Origin of the sequence: Alistipes sp. CAG:29 (assembly GCF_000435435.1) — a bacterium.
In the GTDB taxonomy this organism is placed as follows: Bacteria; Bacteroidota; Bacteroidia; order Bacteroidales; family Rikenellaceae; genus Alistipes; species Alistipes onderdonkii.
Map to the genome: position 1 here is coordinate 168,367 of NZ_FR893507.1, position 20,585 is coordinate 188,951.

General features: G+C 59.3%; 15 protein-coding genes and 1 pseudogene. All 16 read right to left on the minus strand.

Annotation, left to right across the window (positions count from 1 at the left end):
* A pseudogene (locus tag QVP03_RS13515) lies at window positions 1–383 on the minus strand (lysophospholipase); the annotation flags it as partial.
* Window positions 384–392: 9 nt separating this feature from the next.
* The gene (locus QVP03_RS13520; protein WP_022333916.1) at window positions 393–1,061 is read right to left on the minus strand and encodes a GDSL-type esterase/lipase family protein; all 669 of its coding nucleotides are present in this window, start codon (window positions 1,059–1,061) and stop codon (window positions 393–395) included.
* A gap of 6 nt (window positions 1,062–1,067) precedes the next feature.
* Window positions 1,068–2,873, minus strand: coding sequence for an FAD-dependent oxidoreductase (locus QVP03_RS13525; protein WP_022333917.1), 1,806 nt, complete (start codon window positions 2,871–2,873; stop codon window positions 1,068–1,070).
* A 78-nt stretch (window positions 2,874–2,951) separates the two neighbouring features.
* Entirely contained in the window at window positions 2,952–4,118 is a 1,167-nt protein-coding gene (locus QVP03_RS13530) for an AGE family epimerase/isomerase (RefSeq protein WP_288210840.1), read from the minus strand.
* A gap of 91 nt (window positions 4,119–4,209) precedes the next feature.
* Entirely contained in the window at window positions 4,210–5,610 is a 1,401-nt protein-coding gene (locus tag QVP03_RS13535) for a sugar porter family MFS transporter (protein ID WP_022333919.1), read from the minus strand.
* A gap of 3 nt (window positions 5,611–5,613) precedes the next feature.
* Entirely contained in the window at window positions 5,614–6,723 is a 1,110-nt protein-coding gene (locus tag QVP03_RS13540; RefSeq protein ID WP_022333920.1) for a DUF4434 domain-containing protein, read from the minus strand.
* A gap of 219 nt (window positions 6,724–6,942) precedes the next feature.
* Complete coding sequence (locus QVP03_RS13545) at window positions 6,943–8,151, minus strand: ROK family transcriptional regulator (protein ID WP_022333921.1); 1,209 nt, start codon at window positions 8,149–8,151, stop codon at window positions 6,943–6,945.
* A gap of 269 nt (window positions 8,152–8,420) precedes the next feature.
* Window positions 8,421–10,136, minus strand: a complete 1,716-nt coding sequence (locus QVP03_RS13550; protein WP_288210841.1) for an ATP-binding protein — start codon at window positions 10,134–10,136, stop codon at window positions 8,421–8,423.
* 2 nt (window positions 10,137–10,138) lie between these two features.
* On the minus strand, window positions 10,139–11,260 hold the full coding sequence (locus QVP03_RS13555; protein ID WP_022333923.1) for a sensor protein KdpD: 1,122 nt from the start codon (window positions 11,258–11,260) through the stop codon (window positions 10,139–10,141).
* A 2-nt stretch (window positions 11,261–11,262) separates the two neighbouring features.
* Window positions 11,263–12,036 (minus strand): hypothetical protein, encoded by a 774-nt coding sequence (locus tag QVP03_RS13560; RefSeq protein WP_022333924.1) that lies wholly within the window; start codon window positions 12,034–12,036, stop codon window positions 11,263–11,265.
* A gap of 21 nt (window positions 12,037–12,057) precedes the next feature.
* Window positions 12,058–12,690 carry a potassium-transporting ATPase subunit KdpC gene (kdpC, locus tag QVP03_RS13565; protein WP_117507689.1) on the minus strand — a complete coding sequence of 211 codons (633 nt, stop codon included), beginning with the start codon at window positions 12,688–12,690 and terminating at the stop codon, window positions 12,058–12,060.
* A 12-nt stretch (window positions 12,691–12,702) separates the two neighbouring features.
* Complete coding sequence (gene kdpB / locus QVP03_RS13570; protein WP_055202333.1) at window positions 12,703–14,745, minus strand: potassium-transporting ATPase subunit KdpB; 2,043 nt, start codon at window positions 14,743–14,745, stop codon at window positions 12,703–12,705.
* Window positions 14,746–14,757: 12 nt separating this feature from the next.
* On the minus strand, window positions 14,758–16,449 hold the full coding sequence (gene kdpA, locus QVP03_RS13575; protein WP_022333927.1) for a potassium-transporting ATPase subunit KdpA: 1,692 nt from the start codon (window positions 16,447–16,449) through the stop codon (window positions 14,758–14,760).
* Window positions 16,450–16,477: 28 nt separating this feature from the next.
* Window positions 16,478–16,558, minus strand: a complete 81-nt coding sequence (locus QVP03_RS13795; RefSeq protein ID WP_055202329.1) for a potassium-transporting ATPase subunit F — start codon at window positions 16,556–16,558, stop codon at window positions 16,478–16,480.
* Window positions 16,559–16,946: 388 nt separating this feature from the next.
* Window positions 16,947–18,287 (minus strand): sigma-54-dependent transcriptional regulator, encoded by a 1,341-nt coding sequence (locus tag QVP03_RS13580; RefSeq protein ID WP_022333930.1) that lies wholly within the window; start codon window positions 18,285–18,287, stop codon window positions 16,947–16,949.
* 120 nt (window positions 18,288–18,407) lie between these two features.
* Window positions 18,408–20,456, minus strand: a complete 2,049-nt coding sequence (locus tag QVP03_RS13585; RefSeq protein WP_022333931.1) for an LruC domain-containing protein — start codon at window positions 20,454–20,456, stop codon at window positions 18,408–18,410.
* Window positions 20,457–20,585 lie beyond the last annotated feature (129 nt).

Sequence of the window (20,585 nt, forward strand, 5' to 3'; positions counted from 1 at the left end):
CCGTAGAGCCTCGTGCGCCCCTGCTCGGCTTCGGTGCGTTTCTGCACCGTCACGGTATGCGGCCCCGGCGCAAGCCCTTCGGCGAGGGGCACGCACGACGAGGCTCCCTCGACGGTCGCCTTACCGTACAGGCGCCCGTCGACGAATACGTTGTAGTAGTTACGCCCGGTATCCGCAGCACGCATCGCACAGCGACTGCCGTCGAAACGGAACGTGAAATGACAACCGCTCCAGTCGAACGACAGGCTGCCGTCGCCGTTTTCGGCGGCGCGGCCGGTAAAGCGGATCTTGTCCGAACGGGCTTCATAGAAGCGCATGTCGCCGCCGGCCATGCAGGCCCCCGACGCCGCGCACAATGCCAGCGCGAAAAACAGACGTTTCATCCGGACAGCTTATTTGACGTAGGGCCTGATCTTCTCGATCCACACGGCATAACCCGCCGCCTTGAGGTGGATGCCGTCGAACGTGTACTCTTCGGGCAGTTCCCCGTTGCGCTGCATAGCGCTCCAGATGTCGATGAAGGTCAGCCCGCGGCGTTCGGCCATCGCACGCAGCAGTGCGTTGAACTCGGCGAAACGGGCATTCTTGCCCTTCATGAAGGCTTCGTTATGCGCCTCGTTGAGCGGCAGCAGGCTCTGGATATAGACCCTCGTGCGGGGTGTCTCCCGGGCAATGATGTCCAGCAGGCGTTCGTATTGCTGCAGGAGTTTCTCGTTCGAAATCTTCGAGAAAAGCAGGTCGTTGGCGCCGCCCATGATGAAGATAGCCTTCGGTCGTCCGTCGACGATCGGCTGCACGCGGTTGATCATGCCCGATATGCAGTCGCCGCCGATGCCGCGGTTGAGCACGCGTTTCCCCTGGAAATACTCCGCCCAGAAACCGCGTTCGGTCAGGCTGTTGCCCAGCATCACGATGTTTTGCCCGGTGACCGGCACCAGCTCCTCGACATTGCGTTTGGAGAAATAATAGTCGTTGTTGAAGGTCAGCGTATCGCGCTGCGCCTGTGCGGCTGCGGTCGTCGCGACGGCAGCGGCCAGCAGCAGGAGGATGAGTTTCTTCATGGTTCGTTATTTTATCAGGTTTCCTTCGAAATCGACGTCGCGGTCGAACGGATGCAGCGCTTCGTCCGTCATCCGCGCCGCTTCGCGCCGCGTCAGGGGCTCCGTACCGTCGGCAGCGACGGCAGCACCGGCCTTGCGGAGCATGGCGGCAGCCGACGACGCCGTAAGCGGCGCGGGGTCGTCGGACACTTCGACCTGCGGCGCATAGTCGTGCAGGCCGCGGCTGAACTCACCGACGGAGATCCCGCGCTCGGGATAGAACCACGTGCGGTTCGCCCACTGGAACGGCTCGCCCGTCATTCGCAGGATGCCCGTCGCTGCGATGCGCTGCAACATCGCGAAGTCGGGGTCGTCGGGTTTCACGTCGTACAACGGCGCGATATACGCATCCTGCGCCAGCAGGGCGGCCTGCAACCTGCGCACCGGAACTTCGCGGGGCGTGCACCCTTCCCGGGCGGCGATGGCCGCCAACGTCCCTGCGGCCTGTCCCGTGAGCAGGACTACCGGCTGCAGGCGCGTCGAACCGTTGATAAGGTTCGAAACCGATATAGCCTTGTCCGAAACCACCAGGTTGTCCGTCCCGGCAGGGATCATCACCCCCATCGGCACCGAAAACGACGGCACGGGCGGGAAGGGTATCTTCCCGATCTGAGGACGGCAATCATGGTGGTGGTCGACGGGATAGTCGCCGACCGAAATGCCGGTACGGTAAAGTGCCGACGGGCGGCCGTAACGATCCGCCACGTCATCGAGCGTCAGGCGGATCACCCCGTCCAGGCGCCGCCCCTCGCGGTGGTAAGGCAGGTATGCCAATCCGTCTGCGGTGCCGAACTCGTCATCGGCGATCCCCAGGTGGCTGAAACCCAGTTCGTGCTGGATATAGTAGATGAACCGCAGGGTCTTCTCGCGGGCGGGGCGCAGCGCGGCGTCACGCCGGGCATAGGGCACCTCGACGATATTCATGTAGACGTCGTTGCCGTTGACCGGCCAGTTGAGCATGTATTTGCCATTGGGCAGGCGGCCGTAGTTGAGCATCGCCTCCGCCGGGATCGGCTGCCCCGCAGCGGTCTGGCAGGCCGCAGCGAACTCCGCAGGATCGTACCCTTCGGGGCGGGGGATGGTCTTGTCGGAACCCTTGCCGTAATCCTTGAGGATGGCGACGAAAGTCAGGTCTTGCACGATGTCGTTCGCCTCGGCAGGCGCCAGCGCCTCGCCCGTATCGGCACGGGCGTCCATGCCGATGCGGTAGGGCGTACCGCTCATGGGCAGCGCATCGCCCAGGTCGGTGGCATCGACCGTAATACGAGCCGAGACCTCGAGCCTGTCGCCCCCGCTACGCGAGAAACGGGCGCCCGTCACGCAGTTGCCGCGCTTGTATACCTTATCGAGCACATACCCGTGCAGGACTTCGAGCCGCGGCTCGGCCGCAGCCATCGCCCTGAAGATGCTGTCCGCCACATGGGGCTCGAAGAGCGTGTTGCTCACCCAGCCCGTGGCAAGCGCTTCGGCCCCGCCGTAATGGGCGCGCAAAGCCTCGCGAAATTCGTTCCACAGCCCCGAGGGCAGGTGGTGGTTACCGTCGGCAGCCGGGACGCCCTGCGCCGAGAACATCCCCCCGAGCATGGGCGTGGGTTCGACGATCAGCGTGGCCGCCCCCTGACGCGCCGCGGCGATGGCCGCCGAAGTGCCCGAAGTCGTGCCGCCGATAACCAGCACGTCGACCGTGCGGCGTATCGTTTTGGCTTGTGCGGGACGTACGTGCCCGATTGCGAGGGACAACACCGCCGAAAGTAAGAATCCTATACGTGTCATGCTTGTTTCGTTTCTTTTAAATATCACGGCACCGTTTGAGGCCGGCAAATCGTTTATCAGGCATCGGGAACGAGCCGCCTATTTGCATTGTTCGAGGATCTGCCATATCTGGTAAAGTCCGCGCGGAACATGGAAACACCCCTTCCACTTGCCGCCCTTGAGCGGGAGGAGTACCTCCCCGCGGCGGTTGAGGTAACCGAACCATTCGGGATATTTCGGATCTTTGAAGTGCGTCCACATGTAATCGTGCAGTTTCTGGAACCACGCGAGGCACTCCTTGTTGCCCGTCAGCTGGTAGCCCTTGATCATCGTAATCGCGGATTCGATATGCACCCACCACAGTTTCTGATCCCATTCGAGCTGCTGCTGCGGACGCCCGAGGCGATCCATGAAATAGAATATGCCGCCGTACTGTTTGTCCCAGCCGTATTCAATGGTCGAAAGCGCAATCTTCACGGCTTTGTCGATCAGTTCGGGACGACCGAGCCGCTTGCCCAAGTCCATGATGAACCACATCGCCTCAAGCGAATGCCCCGGGTTGACCGAGCGTCCCTCGAAGGAGTCGACCAGCGAATTGTCTTCCGCCGAGACATTCTCGACGATAAGCCCGAGGTCTTTCTGGTAAAAGACCTCCATCACCTCGTGCAGGCATGTTTCGATCGTTTGGTCGATGAGTTGCTTGTCGATGAGCTGCTCGATTTCGAGCGACAGGTTGCACAGGATCATCGGCAGCGCGAAATCCTTGATCGGACGCGTCCCCGGATGTGCCTTGCACCACTTGCCCTTGGGGTTCGAACGCTTCTCGAGCACCCGGTCGAAAGTCTTTTTGGCGATGGCGGCATACCCGGCGTCGTCCGAGGCGATGGCCAGCTGCGCGAAGGCCATCGTGGCGAACGTATACGAGAAAATGTTGTAGGGGTCGACCAGCGGCCGGCCGTCGCGCGTAAGCGAGAAATACCAGTTGTAATTGCCATCATGGCCGTATTTCTTCAGGAACTCCGCACCCTGCAAAGCACACTCGAGCCACTCGGGGCGTTTTTCCACCTTGTTATAGAGCATCGAGAAAAGCCACACCTCGCGGCCTTGCAGCCAGATGAACTTGTCGGTGTCGTAGACGCTGCCGTCGCGTTCGAGGCAGGTGAAATACCCCCCGTATTGTTTATCCTGGGAGTGTTCGAGCCAAAACGGCAGGACGCTGTCCAGCAACTCCGACTTATACTTGCCGGCCAGTTTCTGAAAATCCATAGTGTCGGTTGTTAGATTAATGTCCCGCAGGTGATCCATACGACGGAGGTCTCCGGTCTGAATGCGCACAGCACCGGATTCATTATTCGTGTTATTCATTTTTTTGCCAGTATTTCTCTATTTCTTCAAGCGAACGCCCCGTGGTTTCGGGAACGGCACGCCAGATAATCAACATATAGGGGACGCACATCGCCGCAAAGAGGAAGAACGTGCCGGCGGGCGTAAGGTTTTCGAGCATCCACGGCGTCAGCTGCCCGATGAGGTAGGTGCCCACCCACAGCGCAAGTCCGGCGATCGACATCGCCAGCCCGCGCACCCGGGTGGGGTACATTTCCGAGAGCAGCACCCACACCACGGCGCAGATCGAAACGGCGCAGCAGAAAATATAGGCCAGGAAGAATATCAGCAGGAATACGTTGGGCAGCCCCAGCGCCGCACCGCACATGAAATAGAGCCCGATGCAGAGCAGCGAGACGATCATGCCCGACACACCCCAGTAGACCAGTTGTTTGCGTCCCACACGGTCAATGATGACAAGCGCCAGCACCGAGGTCAGCATGTTGACCACGCCCACGAGCACCTGCGAGAAGAGCGAATCGCCGCTCGACAGCCCCGCATTCTCGAAGATCGTCGGGCCGTAGTACAGCACGGCGTTCACGCCCATGAACTGCCCCAGGATGGCGATGAAAACGCCTATGACGACCGCCTTGCGGATACCCGGCTCGAACAGCACGCGCCATTCGGACTTCGACGAAGCGGAGGCCGTGCCGTGTACGGCAGCGATCTCCTCGTCGGCGGCTTCCGACGAACGGTAGATACGCTGCAACACGGCATGCGCACGCACGTCGCGGCCGCGCAACACGAGCCAGCGGGGGCTTTCGGGAATGAAGAATATAACGGTGAAGAAGAGCAACGCCGGCAGCGTTTCGGCACCGAACATGCCGCGCCACAACTCCGTAACCCATATCTTCTGCATCCACGGGGAGGCGTAGACGGCCGTTTCGGCCGATTTGAGTATCTGGAAGTTCACGAGGTAGGCCGCCAGGAACCCGACCGTGATGGCCAGCTGGTAAAGCGACACGAGTGTCCCGCGCCAGCGTGCCACGGCGACCTCGGAAATATACATCGGCGAAACGATCGACACCACGCCGATACCCACACCACCCACGATGCGGTAAACGACCAGTTGGATGAAGTCGGCACTGACGGCACAGCCGACGGCCGAAACGGTGAACAGCACGGCCGACAGCAACATCGTCAGCTTGCGCCCGAAACGGTCGCTCAGCACACCGGCCACGGCCACGCCGCCGATCGAACCGACGAGCGCACACCCGACGAACCATCCCTGCTGCATGGCGTCCAGCGAGAACTGCGAAGCCACACCGGATATCGTACCCGAAATGACCGCCGTGTCATACCCGAACAAAATCCCGCCTATGGCGGCTACCAGTGACAGGAATGCCACATATCCCGTATTCGTCTGTGATTTCATCGGCTAACGGATGTTAAAGTATTCTTTGTAACGGTCGAAGAGATGCCCGGCCTGCAGGTATGCAGACTGGGGGCTCATGAAATGCGAAAATTCGAACGTGATGGCCTTGTCGTAGCCCGCACGCATGGCGGCTTCGAGCTTCATGCGCAGCTTGTCGAACTTGATGGGCAGGAACTTGATGGGCATGTCGCGGTCGAACGACTCGGCGTTGGTCCAGCACTGCATGCCGTACTTGTCGGCCAGGCGTTTGTTGACCGCGAAGAACGCGTCCAGCTCGTCGTAGTCGATATGCCCGTCCTGAAACGCACAGGCATCCACCACATCGTGAATCCCGTCGAATATCTCGTCCCACTCGCGTTCGTGCTGCTCGACGGAAACAGCCTGCTCCTTGGTCAGTTTGCTCCCGCTGGCCATCACCGCCTTCTTGCCGTCGATCCACGGCGAGATGAAGGTGGGCAGCCCGCCCGAAACTTCCTTGCACTGTTTGCCCAGGGCATGGAACGTCCCGATGGCACCCTTGGTGGCACGGCTGATCTCGCCGCTCAGGTACCAGCCGCCGAAACTCTCGTATTTGCGGCCGTACATGTTCCACACCTCGTCGATTACATATTTATTATGCTCCACCTCATGCGACATGTCGCCCGTGTCCCAATATTCGCCCGAGTCGTAAAGCCCGAAGTAAAACTTCATGCCGTACTTGCCGGCCAGGCGCAGGAACAGATCGAGCAGGTCGACCGACGGCATGTAACACCCTTTTTTGAGCAGGTAGGGCGAAGGGTAGGTGATGAACTTGCGGTAGCCCGAGCGAATCCCGATCACCGTGTCGATGCCGATCGACTTCATATGGCGGAAATCTGCGTCCCACTCCTTCTCGCCCCAGTTCTGGTGCGGGATGTCGTGCGAAATTTCGTCGAGGAACGTACCCGTGATGCGCAGCCCCTCCCCCTTGGGGACGATCAGCCCGCCATACCCCGGAGCGGATGCGGCCAGGGCATCGTCCGTGCCCGTACCGCCGAATTCCGAGGCCGCTTTGACCAGTCCGGGGACGGCAACTGCCGAAGCCGCAGTCACAGCCACTTTTTTAAGAAAATTCCTTCGGTTCGAGGTTTTCATATCAGACTGGATTTTATAGTTTGCATAAAATAAAGTAAATTTTATCGTTTTTCTATGCAAATATAATAAATAAATTTACAATGAAGCAATATTATAGTCTTTTTTATTCTAATCGACCAAAAAAAAGATTTTGCGGCTGGTAATATCGGGTAATAACGGGTACAAAAAAAAGTCCGTAGGGCTACGGACTTCTCTTTATGGCTATTTTATCGGTCCGGGCTACATCAGCCCCAGCATCTTGCTACGGCTCAGCATACAGGCGCCCACGGCCCCGGCTTTTTCACCCAACTTACTGAGTTTTATGGTAGTATCCTTATTCACGAGTTGCAGCGAATATTTGTTGATGGCGCTCTTGAGCGGCAACATGATATAATCCTTGGCCACGGCCAGCGTCCCGCCCAGCACGATGAGGTCGGGATTGAAGAGGTTGATGAGCCCGGCCATGGCCTTGCCTAGCGTATGCCCGACGGTTTCCATGACTTCGATGGCAAGCACGTCTTCCTGCCCCAGCGCTTCGAGAATATCCTCCAGCAGAATCTGCTCGCCGCGATTGTACTTGTCGGAAAGCATCGAAACACGTTTCTGCGCCAGCTTCTCCATGAATATACGGTGTACGGCCGAGCCCGAAGCGCCGGTTTCGAGGCAGCCGCGCTTGCCGCACCGGCAGATCACCTCGTTGTCGAGCAGCGGGAAATGGCCGAACTCGCCCGAGAATCCCGACCGGCCGTAGAACAGTTTGCGGTCGATGACCAGCCCGACGCCCAAACCCCAGCTGGCATTGACGAATATCATCGTATCCTCGTTGTTGCCCACGCCGCACATGTACTCCCCGTAGGTCATCGCCCGGGTATCGTTCTCGACATAGACCTTGCAGCCCAGGCGTTTCTCCAGCAGCATCGTGAGGGGCTCCTCCTCGACGAAGAAATAGCTGTAACTGTACCCCGTCTTGGAATTGACCCGCCCCGAGAGGTTGAAGCCGACCGAAAAGATCTTGGTCCGGTCGATCTTGCTCTTGGCGATGAACCCGTTGACCACGTCGCACAGCCGGTCGAGCGCCTGTACCGAATTTTCCATGACGAACGGCACGCAATCGCGCATGTCGACGACCTGCCCCTTGAAATTGATGATCGCCAGGGTGATGATGTCCTTCTTGATGTCGACACCGACAAAATAACCCGCATAGGGGTTGAGCCCGTAGATGTTGGGCCGGCGCCCCCCGGCAGTACCCTGTTTCCCGAAGTCGTGCACGAAGCCGTCTTCGATCAGTTCGCTGACCAATTTGGTGACCGTCGGCACCGACAGATTCATTTCATGGCTCAGATCCGTGATGCTGAAATCCCCACCCATGATGTAGTGCCCGATCAACTGCAGTTTGAGCAGAGCGGTTTTGTTGCCTTCCTCGGCTTGTCCCAAAAAAGAATCGACCATAATTCGAAATGATTATTTGGTGCTGTACTCCTGCAAAGATAATAATTTTTACTTTAAACAAGCGTTTTTCTACGGTATTTAGCCGTCTGAAATAGGCAAAATAAATAAATACGGAGAAAGCCGGGGAAAATGCGAATTTTATTTCTTTTCGACAGCCGCCTGCCGCCGCCAGACCGGACATTTCCGTCCGGGTAAACAAAAACGCTGGAAGCCGCAGGCGTTGTGCCTGCGGCTTCCAGCACTGCGGGGGTGGGCATTCCGGCAGGATGCTATGCCGGCAAGAGGATCGAAAAGCGGCTTCCCCTGCCGATCCCGCTTTCGACCGAGATCGTGCCGCCGTGCGCCTCGACGAACTCCTTGGAGATGGCCAGCCCCAACCCGCTGCCCTGCACCTTCGCACCCGGCACGCGGAAATATCGCTCGAAAATGCTCTTATGGTAACGCGGGTCGATGCCCCGGCCGAAATCCTGGACGAAGATCTCGACCGCCTTTTCATGCTGCACGGCCCCGACGATGATGCGCGAATTCTCGGGGGAATGGTGGATGGCGTTGGAGAGGAGGTTGGTAATGACCCATGCGATCTTTTCGTTGTCGACGAACAGTTTCGAAATCTTCTCGGGGTATTCCACCTCGACGAAGCAGCGGAAACGCTCGGCCAACACCTGCGTCGCCTTGACGGCATAGTCGATCAGTTCGACAGGTTTCACAACCTTGGACATGAGCCTGAGTTTACCGGACTCGACCTGCGTCATGTTGAGCAATTCGCCCGTGATATTGAGCAGGCGGTCGCTGCTCTCGCGGATGCTGCCCACGAGCTGCTTCTGTTCTTCGTTGAGCTGCCCGAGACGGTTGTCGCCGAGCAGTTGCAGGCTCATCAGGATCGACGAGATGGGGGTTTTCATCTCGTGCGAAACCGTCGAGATGAAATTGGTCTTGGCAGAGTCCAGTTCCTTGTATTTGGTGATGTTGTTCAGGACGATCAGGTTGCCGACGAACTGTTGCTCGCGGCTGCCGACCGGCATGATGTAGAGCGGCGTATCCTCCATCTGGAAATAGCTCTCCTTGTTGTCGGCATAGATCTTCAGCGGCTCCTGCCCGGCGTTCTTCTTCTCGCCGTAAAGCTCGCGCAGCAGGCGCCGGAGCAGGTCGTTGGCAAGCGCCACCTCGGCGGCATCGCGCCCGATGACGGTCTCGGGCAGGTTGAGCACCGACAGCGCCTCGCGGTTCATGAAGAGGATGGTCTTCCGGGGATCGAGTCCGATGATCGGTTCGTGGAGCGAATTGACGATCGCCTCGATCCGCGTCTTGGCCGTCATCAGGTCGTCGAGCGAACTGCGGCGGTATTCGTCGAGCTTGGCCGCCATGTTGTTGAACGACTCGGCAACGGATTCGAACTCACGGTTGCCCGTGAAGTCGAGCCGCTTCCCGTAATTATGGCTGGCAATCTCCTTGATTCCCTTCTTCAGCTCGTCGATCGGACGCAGCACCATCCGCGGGAACCACACCAGCACGGCGCCCGCTACCAGGGCGCACAGGGCGGCCACGACGATCAGCCACCACATGACATAGTCGGCACGCTCCTCGACCTGCGAGCTCTTGGCCCGGATGGCCGCCATGTTCACCTCCATAATGCGGTATAGGTCGGCACGCACGGTCTGTATCTCGGCCTCGGTGACGGGGTCGCTCAGGCTGGCGACATGCTGCTGCAAGGCCGCCGTAAGCTCCTTTTCGCTGACTTCGGTGATGTTCTGCTGCTGGAGCGCCAGGCTCTGGCGCAGGGCGTGCCGCGAGACGGAATCCTGGCCGATGTCGTTCAGCGAACGGAGCATGTCCCCGGCGTATTGCAGCGAATTATAGTTGTCGGCCAGGATGGTGCCCGTAGCGCGCGAAAGCTGGCGGACATAGCTGACCGACTGGATGCCGAGCAACAGGATCATGGCGAACAGCACGCCAATGCCCAGGGTAAGCCTCCCTTGTATTTTCATAGTCATGACATAATAAAAAGGTCGATGTTCATACGCGACAGGCGGCCGATCAGGCTACGCAGCACGATCGCGTTCTTCAGCAGCGAAAATAATGAAAATTCGGGCCGCCCGACGCAGACGATACTGATTTTTTGTTCCCGGCAGGTTTCGAGGATCGCCTCGACCGGACGGTTGGAATGCACCCGGCGGATTTCGCCGCCGAGCTCCGTGGCGAGGTTCAGGTTGTTGATCAGGTAACGCTGGTTGGCCAGCGGGATCCGGTCGGCGGCCTCGCGGTCGCCCTGCACGTAGAGCACGACGAACGAGGTGTTGATGTGCGTGGCCATGCGCGCCGTCTTGCGGATCACGCGGCGCGACCGCTTTTCCGAGGAGTCGATGACGGCCAGCAACCTGTCGTGGCGGCACTTGTCGCCTGCGGCGACCTCGTTCTCGACCTTCTTCTCCACGCGCAGCGCCACCTCCTTGAGCGCCAGTTCGCGCAGTTGGAGGATGTTCTCCTGCGTGAAGAAATTGTTGAGTGCCGCAGCGACCTTGTCGGGTTTATAGATTTTGCCTGCCTTCAGGCGGTCGATCAGTTCGTCGGCCGTGAGGTCGATGTTCACCACTTCGTCGGCCATGGCCAGCACGCTGTCCGGCACGCGCTCGTGCACCTCGACGCCCGTAATCTCCTGCACGGACTCGTTCAGCCCCTCGATATGCTGGATGTTGACCGCCGTGATGACGCTGATCCCCGCATCGAGCAGTTGCATCACGTCCTGCCAGCGCTTGGGATTGCCGCTGCCTTCGATATTGGTGTGCGCCAGTTCGTCCACGACCACGATCTCGGGATGCAGGTTCAGGATGGCCTGCGTGTCCATCTCCTCGAGTTCCTTGCCTTTGTAGAAGAGCCTGCGGCGCGGCACGAGGGGAAGCCCTGCGACGAGGGCTTCCGTTTCGGCACGGCCGTGCGTTTCGATAAATCCGATGCAGACGTCCACGCCTGCGTCGAGCAACTGATGCGCTTCCTGCAACATGCGGTAACTCTTACCCACCCCGGCACTCATGCCGATGTAGATTTTGAACTTGCCCCGGTGCGAGCGGCGGATCAGATCCAGGAACCGCTGAACACTGCCTTCCTTGTCCATAATCACATGCGGAACGATATTCCGCCCACGAAATTAACGTCCTGGGCCGCCGGGTTCCAGCTCAGCGAAGTGAAAAGTCCCAGTTGCAACGACCCCGCTACCGTCCAGCCCTTCGCTGCATTGACGAAGACGTTTTGCACATAGAAATCGCGGTCGATGCCATAGGTGCCGACGGCGTTCCACGGTACGACGCCTACGCCGGCCTTCATATCTATGCCCTTTACGGCGAAAGGATAGGATGCCTCGATGTAGGTGGCATAGGCACGGTCGCCGGCGGCATCGACATCCGCGGCGCCGAACAGTACCGTGTTCCATGCCAGGGTCAGGGGCACCCTGGGCGAGATGCACCAGGCTATCCCAGCCTCGACACGGTGCGGGGAGTCGGCACCGAAACGGAAATAGTTACGACTGATTGTGCCCCGGTCACCGGCGCCGCCTTCCCAGTAAAGGTCGGCCAGCGAGAAAGTCACGGGGCCGAGGGCATAAGCCATCGTCAAGTCCATCTCCTTGTAGGAGGTCGTCGCAAAATCGACCGAACCCCAGGCGGTCACCGAAAAATTCCCGGCAGCCAGTGCCAGCGTGGGCTGAAGGCTCACGCCCGCTTCCCAGACACCGCGCCATACATAGCCGCTCACGAGGTCGGTGCCACCCGAAATTTCCACACCGCGCTGCCTATCCTGCGCACAGAGGTCGACGGTGAGCATTACCGCCATGGCGGTTAGCAGAATTACGATCCAGCGTTTCATATATTTATCCTTTTCAGTTTTCTTTTCCATATCCGTTTCATGTAGTTTCCATTAGTTTTCCGGGGATACACCCTCCCCGCACCCGCCGGCCTGCCGGACACCGGCCGAGGCCGTGACGTTCGGTTGCAGGGTTTCCAGCGCGATATTCAGGCGCAGGACGTTGACCTTCGCCGTGCCGAAAAGCCCCAGCCACGGTTTTTGCGTCAGCGAGTCGACCAGCCGCTGCACGACGGCCTCGTCGAGCCCGCGGGCCGCGGCGACGCGGCGCACCTGCACCTGCGCCCCGCGGGGCGAGATGTCGGGATCGAGGCCCGAACCGCTGGCTGTCACCATTTCCGAAGGCACCTCTCCGCGGGAGAGGTAAGGATGCGCCGCGAGGAAATCCTGCACGCGCTGCTCCACATCGGCCAGGTATTCGGGATTGGTCGTAGCCTTGTTGCTGCCGCCCGAGCCGCCGCCGTTGTAATCCACGGCCGAGGGACGCCCCCAGAAATAGCGCCCGCCGGTGAACTGCTGGCCTACGTTCGCGGCGCCGACGACCCGGCCATCGAGCGTAAGTGTTTCGGCCTGCCCGCCGTTGGGGCCCGCAAGGGCCGAAACCCCGCGCAGCACGAGTACATATCCCACGCCGAGCAACAGGCACATTGCCAGCGTTATCTTCACTGAAATCCAAAGGTTTTTCATAATTGCAACACGTTAAAAGAATACACTTACCAACATATCTATCAGTTTGATGCCCACGAACGGCACGATGACACCTCCGAGCCCGTAGATGAAGAGGTTGCGGCGCAGCAGGGCCGAAGCCCCGATCGGCTTGTACGTCACGCCGCGCAGCGCCAGCGGGATCAGCAACGGGATGATGACCGCGTTGAAAATCACGGCCGACAGGATAGCGCTTTCGGGCGAATCGAGGTGCATGATGTTCAGAGCCTGCAACGAAGGGATGGAGGCGATGAACAGCGCCGGGACGATGGCGAAATACTTGGCCACGTCGTTGGCGATCGAGAAGGTGGTCAGCGTGCCGCGCGTCATCAGGAGCTGCTTGCCGATCTCGACGATCTCGATCAGTTTCGTGGGGTCATTGTCCAGGTCGACCATGTTGCCGGCCTCCTTGGCGGCCTGCGTACCGCTGTTCATCGCCACGCCCACGTCGGCCTGCGCCAGCGCCGGGGCATCGTTCGTGCCGTCGCCCATCATGGCGACCAGTTTACCGGCCCGCTGCTCCCGGCGGATGTATTCGAGTTTATCCTCGGGGCGGGCTTCGGCGATGAAGTCGTCGACGCCTGCCTGTTCGGCAATGTATTTTGCCGTCAGCGGGTTGTCGCCCGTCACCATCACGGTTTTCACGCCCATCTTGCGCAGACGCTCGAAACGCTCGCGGATACCCGTCTTGATGATGTCCTGCAATTCGACCACACCCCTGATCCGCTCGTCCTCGCAGACGATGAGCGGCGTCCCGCCGTTCTCGGAGATACGGCGCACGGTGGCTTCGATACCTGCGGGGCATTCGTGCCCCGCCTCGGCACACATGCGCAGGATCGCTTCCGAAGCGCCCTTGCGGATACGGCGGCCGTCGGGCATGTCCACACCCGAGCACTTGGTCTCGGCGGTGAACTTCACCATGTGCACGCCGACCAGTTGCAGGGGATCGGTCTTGATGCCCTGCTCGGCACCCAGTTCGACGATGGACTTGCCTTCGGGCGTCGGATCGGACACCGACGAGAGGACGCACAGCCGGACAAACTCCCGGGCACCGAACCCGTCGACCGGATAGAAGCCCGTGGCCTTGCGGTTACCGATGGTGATCGTACCGGTCTTGTCGAGCAGCAGTGTGTCGATGTCGCCGGCAGTCTCGACGGCCTTGCCCGACTTGGTGATGACGTTGGCGCGGAGCGCACGATCCATACCGGCGATGCCGATGGCCGAAAGCAGGCCGCCGATGGTGGTCGGGATCAGGCAGACGAACAGCGAGATGAACGCCGCGACGGTGATGTTGGCGCCGACGTAATCGGCAAAGGGCTTGAGCGTCGCGCAGACGATGACGAACACGATCGTAAAGCCTGCCAGCAGGATGGTCAGGGCGATTTCGTTGGGCGTCTTCTGGCGCGAGGAGCCTTCCACGAGGGCGATCATCTTGTCGAGGAAACTTTCGCCCGGACGCGCCGTGACCTTCACCAGGATGCGGTCGGAAAGCACTTTGGTACCACCCGTGACGGAACTTTTGTCACCGCCCGCCTCGCGGATCACAGGGGCGGACTCGCCCGTGATGGCGCTCTCGTCGATCGAAGCGAGCCCCTCGACGATCTCGCCGTCGGCGGCGACCGTGTCACCGGCGACGCATTCGAAGAGGTCACCCTGCCTGAGGTCGGAACTGCTCACGATATGCGACTGTCCGTCGGGGTCGATCCGCTTGGCAGGGGTTTCCTCACGGGTCTTGCGCAGCGAGTCGGCCTGCGCCTTGCCGCGCGCCTCGGCAATGGCCTCGGCGAAGTTGGCGAAGAGCACCGTGGCGAAAAGCACCAGGAAGACCACGACGTTATAGAGCAGCGACCCCTGCGAGGTATTGCCCGTCACGGCAATCCACACGATCAGCAGCAACATGACGAAGGTGACGGCTTCGACGGTGAACATGATGGGGTTCTTGACCATCTTGCGCGGGTCGAGCTTTTGGAACGAGGCGCGCAGGCTCTGGCGCAGCAGGGTACGGTCGAACAAGGAATTATTTCTGTTTCGTTTCATAGTCGTAACATTTTAGAAGGTCAGGTAATCGGCGATCGGGCCCAGCGCCAGCGCAGGGAAGAACGAGAGCGCAGCGACGATGATGATGACGGCGAAAGTCATCAGCGAGAAGGTTCCCGTATCGGTCTTGAGCGTACCGGCGCTTTCGGGGATATATTTCTTCGAAGCGAGCAGCCCCGCGATGGCGACCTGCCCCACGATCGGGAAATAACGCCCCATGATCAGCGCAATGCCGGTCGAAATATTCCAGAACGGCGTATTGTCGGCCAGCCCCTCGAAACCCGAACCGTTGTTGGCGGCCGAGGAGGTGTACTCGTAGAGCATTTCGCTCAGGCCGTGGAACGAGGGGTTGTTGAGCCAGCCGATCTCCGGGTCGGCGGCGGCTACGGCGGCTGAAATTCCCGTGCCGACGAGGATCAGGAAGGGGTGCATCAGCACGACCAGCGTGGCGATCTTCATCTCTCGCGCCTCGACCTTCTTGCCGAGGAACTCGGGCGTACGGCCCACCATCAGGCCGCTGATGAAGACCGCGATAATAAGAAATGCGAAGTAGTTCATCCATCCCACGCCGACACCGCCGAACCAGCAGTTGATCTGCATGTTGAGCATTTGCAGCATACCGCTCAGCGGGGTCTGCGAATCGTGCATCGAGTCGACCGACCCGTTCGAGGTGACGGTCGTCGTCATGCCCCACATGGCCGAAGCCGCCGAACCGATGCGAATCTCCTTGCCCTCCATCGAACCGAGCTCCTGCGCGATACCCATCCGGTCGATCTGCCGGCTGCCGCCCGTCTCCTGCCATACCGAAAAGACGACGCCCGCGGTATAGGCGAAGAGCATCACGGCGAAAATCCACGCGGCGAGCTTACGGCGGCGCGTATAGAAGCCGAACGCGAAGACCATCGCCATCGGAAGGATCAGGATCGACCAGCACTCGAGGATGTTGGTAAAGGCATTGGGGTTTTCGAGCGGGTGTGCCGAGTTGGTGCCGAAATAGCCGCCACCGTTGGTGCCCAGTTGTTTGATAGGCACGATGGCCGCTGTGGGGCCCTGCGAGATGACCTGCTCCTGGCCTTCGAGCGTAGTGATGGTCTGTTTGCCGTCGAACGACATCGGGGTTCCGTTGATGACGAGCAGGATACCCACGACGAGCGACAACGGCATCAGAATACGGGTTACGCTCTTGGTAAGGAACACCCAGAAGTTGCCGATGGTCTTCGTGGTCTTGGCAGCCAGCGCCTTCATGACACCTGCCATGGCCGCCATGCCGCAGGCTGCGGTGACGAACTGGAAGAGCATGATGACGAACAGCTGGGTGAAATAGCTCAACCCCGTCTCGCCGCTGTAATGTTGCAGGTTGCAGTTGACCATGAACGAGATACAGGTGTTGAACGCCAGATCGGGCGACTGCCCGGGGTTGCCGTCGGGGTTGAGCGGCAGCCAGCCCTGGAAAACCAGCAGCAGCATGCCCCAGAAGAACCAGAAGAGGTTGACCATCAGCAGCGCCTTGAGAAACTGTTTCCAGTCCATCTCCTGCGCGGGGTCGATACCGCACACGCGGTAGACGAACCGTTCGACGGGAGCCATGAAGTCGAGCCACGTGCGCTCACCTCGGTATACTTTGGCAATGTAGCGTCCCAGCGGATAGCAAAGCACCACCAGAGCCACCCATTGCAGGATAACGCCTAAAATTTCGGTATTCATTTATTTGCGTTTTTTCGGGGTCAGACAATCAGAATCTTTCGGGTTTTACGAGCACGTACATCAGATAGACGAATCCGACGATGCTCAGAATAAGCAGTCCTGTAAACATTTTTCATCAGATTTTTTCAAACCAATCCACACATTTCGAATAAAACCAGTAACACAGCGACCCGAGGGCGCACAGCAACAGGAACAACACAGTTCCATTCATCTTCGTTCTTTTTTTGAGTTAGACAACAATTTCGTAAAACCGCAAAGCATCCGGCACAGCAACAGCATTGCGCCGCAGAATATCAGGATCAGGATCACGATTACCATGTCGATTTCTTCTTTCGGTTTGTGTCCAAAGGAATACGAAGGGAGTGCCAAAACAGGAATTTCGGCACTATGCGACTAATTGTCAAACAGATGCGACTTTGGCATACCTGCCAAAAAGAACGGCCGCCCTATCAAAATGATAAGGCGGCCGTCTCAGAATGATATGCCTGGCGCCGGCGTCAGGGCTTCATGCCGTAACTTTCCAGCTTGCGGTAAAGCGTGGCGATGCCGATGCCCAGCAGGCGGGCGGCCTCGGCCTTGTTGCCTTTCGTGTATTCGAGTACCCTGAGGATGTGGTGCCGTTCGAGGGCGTCGAGCGCCATCGAGTCGGGCACGGAGCCGTCGCACGACGCGGCATGGAATTCGGGGGAGAGGCAGCCGACGGTGAGGGCGTTGCCTTCGGCCATGATCAGGCTGCGCTCCACGACGTTGCGCAGTTCGCGGACGTTGCCGTGCCAGGCATGGCGTTCCAGTGCGGCGATATATCCCTTGTCGATCGTGTCGATCCGGCGCCCCATCCTGTCGGCGAACTGCGCCGCAAAGAACCGGGCATATTCGGCGATATCGCCCGGCCGTTCGCGCAGCGACGGCAGGTGGATGCGGAAAACAGAAAGTCGGAAGAAGAGGTCTTCGCGGAAATTCCCGGAAACGATCTCCTTTTCGAGGTCGCGGTTCGTGGCGGCGATGATCCGCAGGTCGACCTTGGTCGGGCGGGTCTCGCCGATTTTGATGAACTCGCCGCATTCGAGCACGCGCAGCAGCTTGGCCTGCAGCTCGACGGGCATCTCGCCGATCTCGTCGAGAAAAAGCGTCCCCTTGTCGGCCTCCTCGAACAACCCTTTCTTATCCTTGGTGGCACCCGTGAAGCTGCCGGCACGGTGGCCGAACAATTCGCTTTCGAGCAGTTCCTTGGAGAAAGCCGAACAGTTGACGGCGACGAACGCCCCCTTCGCGCGCGGGCTGGCGTGGTGGATGGCCTGCGCAAAAACCTCCTTGCCGGTTCCGGTTTCACCCGTGAGCAGCACCGAGGTATCCGTGACGGCGACCTTGCGTGCCAGCGCGACCGCACTGCGGAGGGATTCCGACGAACCGATGATGCGGTCGAACGAATGCTCTTCGGAGAGTTTGTCCTCGAGACGAGCCAGCCGGCGCTGCATCTGCGCTTTCTCGGTGGCACGGCTCAGCAGCGGCAGTATCTTGTTGTTGTCGTCGCCCTTGGTTATGTAATCGAATGCCCCGTTCTTGATGGCCTGCACGCCGTCGGGGATATTGCCGTAGGCCGTCAGCAGGATGACCTCGGCCGAAGGCATGACCTGCTTGATCCGTCCGACCATCTCGACACCGTTGCCGTCGGGCAGCTTGACGTCGCACAGCACGACATCGGGTTCATAGCGGCGGAGCATCCTGAGCCCCCCGGCACAATCGGCGGCCTCGGCCACCTCGTAACCTTCCAGAGCGATGATGCGGGCCAGCAGCTTGCGCAACTGTTCCTCGTCGTCGATAATAAGAATCTTTGCCATTCGGTTCGTTCATTCTTTTCGGCAAAGGTAACACAATAATTCCACATATCGTTCCGGCAGCCCCATACAACACGGAGCCCCCGCGATGCAGGGGCGCCGTGCGAACCGGCAATACCGGGTCTATTTCACGGAGTTCTTATACCACTCCTTGTGTTTTTCGCCACGGCTCTTCACCCAACCGGCGAAATCGGGATAGAAGACGTCGATCTTCACCATCTCGTCCGGGATCCGGTAATCGGTAACGGGCAGGTCGATGGCAAAAGGATACAACTCGGAAGTCGCATAATAATAGGGCCCGATGGGATTCCCCGCCTTGTCCAGCGAGCTCTTGTCATCGTTGCGGCCGAAAGGATAGGGGTCGGCCAGCGACGTGGGCGGATAGTTGGTCAGGTGTATTTCCTTGCGGACGGCCCCGGGAACAAACCCTTTGTCGCTCACGCAGATGAACGGGTTGTAGAGCGACTTGCGGGTCACCTTGTCCATCGACAGGCTCCCGTCCAGTTCGATCTCGACGCTAACGGGCCCCCGGGCCACGGCCTGCTCGATGTCGTCGAAGAGTATCACCACGGCTTTATCCTGGTTCTTTTCGAGTCCGGCCGTCGAAGACCCGTTTTCGATCTTCACGCCTTTGACGGCGGTTACGGGAATGTCGAGCTGGTAACCGAAGGCGCTCCGGAGTTTACCGCCGCTGTGCAACGGAGTGACGACATCCCGGATCGCCACGATCCGGTTGTCTTTGTCGACCGTGAAGGTCGTGCTGTACCCGACCACCACGTCGTTCATGTCGTAATCGCCCTGGCTCGGCCACAGATCCTCGAAAGCCAGCGTGCCGACCACAGGGTCGCCCGCCACGTCGGGATACTTCTCGTCACCGGGGTCGGTCGTCGGGCGGTCGGGGTCGTAAATGGCATCGGCAGGATCGGAGTCCACATAGAAAAGCACGTCCTTATAGTCGTTGTCGCCGCCATCCTCGAAGCCGAGCACGGTCTTGCCGCTCACTTTGTCGTAAAGGCTGACCATATAGCGGCCGTTCCCCGCATTGAACTCATTGTTCGAATAGCGCGCCGGGTGTTTAGAACCGGTGATATCGAGTTTTCCGGTATAGTCATAAGCCGAAATTTCATACGCATCGGGCAGCATGAACCAGCCCACGGTCGTACCGGCTGGAAAAATGTCAGTAGCCTTGCCTCCCCTGAAACAGGTCAGCCGCAGCTGTTCGCCGAAAAACAGGGGTGCCGTCCAATCGCCGCCGCCCGACCCCAAATCATCCGGGTCGTCGAAATTGGTCGTAAAGGAAGAGCAGTTGGGGAAGGCCACGTACTTGGGCAGCGCATCGAACTCGGCTTGCGTCCGGGGAGGGTTCTGCGTATCATAATAATAATAACCGATGGCATTGCGCCATGCTGCCAGTTCTGCGGCGAACACCAGCGTCAGATGGGCATCCTTCGTCACATTGAGGTTGACCACCCCGGTCGGCATGGCGTATTTCGAATTGTCGACGCCCGGCATCAGTACGTTCTGAATGCGGTTCATCATCCCCGCAGGTGTCTGTGCGTAATCAGGTGCGATATTCAGGTAGGGTTTCTGACCATACACTGTACCGAGGATGTAGAGCGGTTTGCCTTCCCAAGTCCAGTCGCCGAGCTGCTGCACGTTATAAGGATTGGCCGCATCGGCACGGGTCGCCGCAACCCGGTCGGCAACCGCGGCGCCGGAGACCTTCCCGGCCGCCTTTTCGTAGAACTGCCGCACGTTGCACGAAATACCGCCGGCAGTCACGTCGGCCTCGATACAGGCGGGGAAACCGTAGGATTCGCTATACACGTACACCTTGCCTACGGCAGTCGGGAGGTTGACCACTCCCGAATATTTACCGTCGTTATCGGTATAGGCCCTGAGCAGGGCTTTTACGCCGGGTTTCAGAGTAAACGCACCGTCCACGGCATTCACAGGGTTCTGGGCATAAATTTCAAACAGCGCCTTGCTGCCCCTGCGGGCATAGTCCAGATTAAGAGGAATATCCCGCGTCGTGGCGTAATCGTATTTATTTCCGCCTTGGGCCGTGTCATCCGGGCCGGGAACTTCATCCGGCCGTTCGATACAGCCGGTCGGTAACATGGTGCATACTGCGAGGGCACACAGCAGGCACAGGTATCGTAAATTTTTCATATGAGAAAAAATTGGTTTATCACATCCTTTTCCGACAGCCATCCGCACCTACCGTTCTGCCCTGCGAAAGCAAATTCCGCAGAAGCCCGCATTTCTATCTTGACAAATGTAAAAAAATAAACCCAATTT